We start from the raw sequence: 5,015 nt of genomic DNA, 5'->3' as shown, positions 1-5,015 counted from the left end.
TGATTCTCTCGGAAACCTTGAACGGTTCGAACTTGAGTCTCTGCCCGATGGCGAGTTCATCGAGTTTGGCGTTGATCTTCGAGAGAATTCTGCCGACGCCCGGGATTTCCACAATGCCGATTACCGCCGGCGCGCCGAAGCGAAGCGAGCGGCTCTGCGTGGTAAAGGAATAGAGGCTCGCGCCGCGCGCGCCGACATCGGTCCACTCGATCTTCTCTGAGAAACAAGCCGGGCAGAAGGTGCGCGGCGGATAGGAAATCTTTCCGCAGTCGCCGCACGCAGTGCTGCGAAACACGCCGTCCTCACCGAGCGAGCGGTAATACTCCAGCGTCGCGCCGTCGTTGTCGTGTTTGATGGCTTCCCAGGAATACTTGTCGATCAGGTCTTTCATCTTCTTGGTTCCCGTCGGACGTTTTCAGGCGCAGGCCTCGTAAACCATCACGGATGAGCCGTTAAGGCAGCCGTGTTCGGCGTGGGTGAGGCCCCAGCGGGCACCTTCGACTTGCCGGCCTTCCGCGGTGCCGCGCAGTTGATGGACGATTTCAATGGTTTCGAGCAGCGGGGTGGCCGCGGCAGGGTGGCCGTAGCAGATGCGCCCGCCGCTGGGATTGCAGACGACGCGCCCACCATGGGTGAGCTCGCCGTTGCGCACGGCCTGCGGCGCCTTGCCCTTGTCCTTCACGAAGCCCAGGTCCTCGTAGAGCATGAGCTCAGTCGGGGCGAAGACGCCGTAGATTTCGGCCACGTCGATGTCGTCGGCGCCGATGCCTGCTTCGGCATAGGCCTGTTCGGATGCCTTGATGGCCGACCGATAGGTGGTGAAGTTGCGCCCTTCATCGACGGGGAGAAAGTGCTCGGCCTCGTGGTAGCCGCCGACACCCGCAATGCGAACCCAGGGTTTTCTGGACTTCTTCGCCTCTTCAACGCTGGTGAGCAAGACGCCGGCCCCGGCGCTGGAGACCGGGCAGCACATGTGCAGCGTGAGCGGGGGGCTCTGCACCTTGGAGGCGAGCACATCGGCAACGCTAGTGCGCTCGGGGAACTGCGCGCCGGGATGGCGCATGGCATGTTCGCGGAGCTGCACGACCACTTCGGCAATCTCTTCGAGACTGATTCCGTATTCGTGCATGTAGCGCTGGCCGCCCATGGCGTAGAAGGGAACGGGAAAGCCGCCGCCGTATACGCCATCGTAAGCACCCTGTAGACCGATGTTCGACTGTGTGCCGAAGCGAAAGGTGTAGTCGAGGTCACTCATGTCACCCAGGCGGGCGCGCTCGTCGGCGGCCAGTACCAGGCAGCGCTCGACGCGCCCGATGGCCACTTCGTTGATGGCCGTGCGCAGTGCCAGCGCTGAGGTCGTGCCGCCATTCTCGATCACTTCGAGCACGCGGGTGTTCAGACCCAGATACTTCCCGAGAAACGCGCCGAACATGATCACGATTTCTGGATTGATTCCCGGTGGTGTGGTGATGAGCCCGTCGACCTCGGCCGGCTTTATCCCGGCGTCGCGGAGGGTCTCGATGGCCGCGCGGGCGAAGACCTGGCGCAGGGGCCCGGCGGGCTTCTTGGTGACGGGCGTGGCGTGCGCCCCGATGATCGCGACCTCGCGCAGTTCCCCTGGCATGGAGTCCTCCCGGAATCGGCAGGCCGAAGCCGCCAAAAGCACGTGTATCGTATGGAAATGAATTTATATCGTCAATTAATATTTTATCCGCCGCTCATCAGCATAATAGAGATAAGAAGATATATATAATAAAATTGCATAGTTATGAGATAGATGCGTCCGTGATTTTGTTTGAAACAGGTGTTGTTCTCCGATTTTTGTTGACATATATCGCATGCAATGAATAAATGGGCTCGGACCGCCGCAGCTTCCGGGCGGGCCGGATCGAGGGGAGAGTCATGGTTGAGTCCATTGTAGATCTGCTCCGCTCCCAGGCGGCGAAGACGCCCGATCAGCTCGCGGCGATCGTCGACGGGATTTCGCAGATCACCTATGGCGAATGGGGCCGGCTGAGCAATCGGCTGGGGCGCAAGCTGGCGGGGTTGGGACTTGAAAAGGGCGACCGCGTCGCGCTGCTGTTCAACAACGCCGAAGCAGTCTCATTCATGGTGGGCTACTTCGCCGTTCACAAGGCCGGCGGCGTCATCGTTCCCATCAACACCCGCCTGGCTGCCGGCGAGATTTCCTACATCCTCTCCAACAGTGAAGCAGTCGGCGCCCTCGGCGAGGCGTCGGTCGCAGCAAAGCTTGAAGCCGCACGCAAGAACGCGCCCTGTGTTCGGTGGGCGGCGCTGAAGGGGGCCGGAGGCGAGCTGGATCTCGACGAGTTACTGAAGGACGGCGACGATTCCGAATTTGCGATCCCCTGCGCGGCCGATGATCTCTGCGACATTCTCTACACCTCGGGAACGACGGGCTTTCCCAAGGGCGTGGCCTGCACCCACGGCGATGTGATCTCACTGGGCGGCAGCGGGGGCCTCGACAAGATGTTCGGTGGCCGCGCGTTTCTCCACGCCGTGCCCCTCTTCACCTTCGCGGGTACCCACGCAATGATGATGACGCCGCTCAAGGCCGGCATGACCAGCATCATCCAGCCCCGGTTCGATGCCGGGCGCTTCCTCGCTCTGATCGAGCAGCACAAGGTTGTTCTCAGCTATGCGGTGCCCAGCATGATTGTGCTCGCGCTCCAGCATCCAGACATCGAGACACACGACTACAGCTCGCTCCAGATGCTGATGTACGGGACGGCGCCGATGCCGCCCGAGGCCGTCCGCAAACTCGGTGAGATCTGTCCCAAAACCATGCTGCTTAATGTTTATGGGCTTACCGAGGGAGGCGGCGCTGCTTGCAGCCTGCCCCCCTTCGAGGCGAAAAAGCGCCCGGGTTCCATTGGCCGGCCGCTGCCGGGGACTGAACTCAAGATTATCACCGAAGAAGGAAACGAAGCCGCACCCAACGAAGTCGGCGAGATTCGCATGCGCGGAAAACACCGGCGCCGCTACTTCAACAACGAAGAAGCCAGCAGCGATACCTGGACCGAAGACGGCTGGCTCAAGACGGGCGACCTCGGCTACCTGGACGAGGACGGGTACCTCTACATCTCGGGCCGCAACAAGGACATGATCATTCGCGGCGGTTTCAATGTCTATCCCGTTGAGATTGAGGCCGCCCTGCATGAACATCCCGAGATTCTCGAAGTGGCCGTCATTGGAGTGCCGCACGATGTGCTCGGAGAGGACATCAAGGCCTGCATCGTCGCGCGTCCGGGAGCAAATCTCTCTGAAGACGACATCGCGAAGTTCTGTGAAGATCGTCTCGCCGACTATAAACGGCCGCGCCAGATCGAGTTCATGGCCGAATTGCCGCGAAACGCGCTGGGCAAGGTCCTCAAACGCTCGCTTCGCGGTGGCAGTGACGACCAGAGCGGCACGGGCCTGGCAGCTGAGGCCTGAGCCATGCCGATGCTTGAAGCCAACCGACTCACGTTCCACTACGCCGAGCAGGGCGAGGGCTTTCCTGTGCTGATGGGCCACTCCCTGCTGCTTGACGGTGATATGTTCGCACCGCAGGTGGCGGCACTCTCGGAGAAATACCGCTGCATCTCGATCGATTTTCGCGGCCATGGGCGCTCCGCAGCAGTGAGCGAGCCCTTCACGCTGGAAGACTATCGCGACGATGTCTTTGCCGTTGCCGACGCGCTGGGAATCGAGCGTTTCCACTGGGTGGGGCTCTCTCAGGGCGGGATGACCGGGATGCGCATGGCGCTTCACCGGCCAGAGCGGATTGCGGGGCTGGTGTTGCTCGATACGAGCGCCGACGTCGAAGAGCCTCAAAAGCTCCAGCAGTTCCGTATGTTTGCCGACCAGATGCGCAAGGCGCCGCTCGCCGAGCCCATGGCGAAGATGGCGCTGGCCATGACCTTCTTTACGCAGGACTTTCTTGCGGAGAATCCCGGGATTGAGAGCGCCTACGCGCAAAAGCTGATGGGGAACGACGGGGAGTCGATCTACCACGCGACGATGGCAGTCATTGAGCGGGTGAGCATCCTGGACCAGCTTGCCGCGATCAAGCTGCCGACGCTCATCATGGTCGGCGAGCGCGACACGGCCACAACGCCGGAGAAATCCCGGCAGATTCACGAGCGTATTTCCGATTCGGCGTTCAAGACCATCCCGGGTGCCGCCCATATCTCCACCCTGGAAAACCCGGACTTCGTAAATGAGCAACTGCTCACCTTCTTTGCCGGATGGGAGGCCTGAGCCATGGCAGATCCCGTCCTGCTCGAAGTGGCCGACTATGTGGCGACGCTTACGCTCAATCAGCCCGAAAAGCGCAATGCCATGCGACCGGAACTGCTCGAAGACTTCGCGGCGAAGGTCGCCGAGCTCAAGGAGCGCGACGACGCCCGCGTGGTAGTGGTGCAGGGCTCTGGCAAGATTTTCTGCAGCGGCGCCGATTTCCGCGCCATGACCGGAATGGCAAGGGATGCCGGCGGCATGGAAGAGGCGGTGCGCCGCATCTACGGCTCGTTCCTGTGTCTGCGCGATTTGCCGCAGCCGACAATTGCCAAAGTTAACGGTCACGCCATCGGTGGCGGGCTGGGGCTCGCCCTGGCCTGCGATCTGCGGGTTGTCTCGACTGCGGCAAAGCTCGGCGTGAACTTCACGCGCCTTGGTTTTACGCCGGGAATGGCGACGACCTACGTGTTGCCGCGGCTGGTGGGAATGCAGAAAGCGGCCGAACTCTTCTTTACCGGTCGCATCTTCAGCGGCGAGGAAGCCGAAAAGCTGGGGATTGCCAACTACGCCGTTGCCCCCGAGGAACTAGACGCGAAGACCGACGCGCTCGCGCGCGAGATCGCTGGCAGCGCGCCGCTGGCGGTGGCGCTCACCAAGCAGGCACTCTACCGGGCCTGTGACTTCGATGCCGATGCCGCGCTGGCTTTTGAGGCGCAGTGCCAGGCGAAGACCATGAAAACAAAGGACGCCCAGGAGGGGATCCTCGCGATGAT

Annotated in this window: 5 protein-coding genes; 3 read left to right on the top strand and 2 right to left on the bottom strand. The window is 61.7% G+C overall.

The window, feature by feature from the left end; translation table 11 throughout:
* Together KDH09_19670 and KDH09_19665 are read right to left on the bottom strand one after the other, a co-directional pair.
* A partial coding sequence (locus KDH09_19670; protein MCB0221926.1) for an OB-fold domain-containing protein occupies window positions 1-391 on the bottom strand: 391 nt, incomplete at its 3' end.
* A gap of 24 nt (window positions 392-415) precedes the next feature.
* A complete protein-coding gene (locus KDH09_19665) occupies window positions 416-1,624 on the bottom strand; it encodes a thiolase family protein (protein ID MCB0221925.1) in 1,209 nt (402 codons plus the stop codon).
* 278 nt (window positions 1,625-1,902) lie between these two features.
* On the opposite strand from KDH09_19665, the gene KDH09_19660 reads away from it, so the two are divergent.
* From KDH09_19660 to KDH09_19650, 3 genes are all read left to right on the top strand, one after another.
* On the top strand, window positions 1,903-3,456 hold the full coding sequence (locus KDH09_19660) for an AMP-binding protein (protein MCB0221924.1): 1,554 nt from the start codon (window positions 1,903-1,905) through the stop codon (window positions 3,454-3,456).
* 3 nt (window positions 3,457-3,459) lie between these two features.
* On the top strand, window positions 3,460-4,263 hold the full coding sequence (locus tag KDH09_19655) for an alpha/beta fold hydrolase (GenBank protein MCB0221923.1): 804 nt from the start codon (window positions 3,460-3,462) through the stop codon (window positions 4,261-4,263).
* Between the two features lie 3 nt (window positions 4,264-4,266).
* Window positions 4,267-5,015: enoyl-CoA hydratase/isomerase family protein (locus KDH09_19650; GenBank protein ID MCB0221922.1), on the top strand; the 749-nt coding region annotated here is incomplete at its 3' end.

The organism is Chrysiogenia bacterium, assembly GCA_020434085.1.
GTDB lineage: Bacteria > JAGRBM01 > JAGRBM01 > JAGRBM01 > JAGRBM01 > JAGRBM01.
The sequence above is the reverse complement of the archived record's forward strand: the minus strand, read 5'-3'. Positions and strand labels throughout refer to the sequence as shown.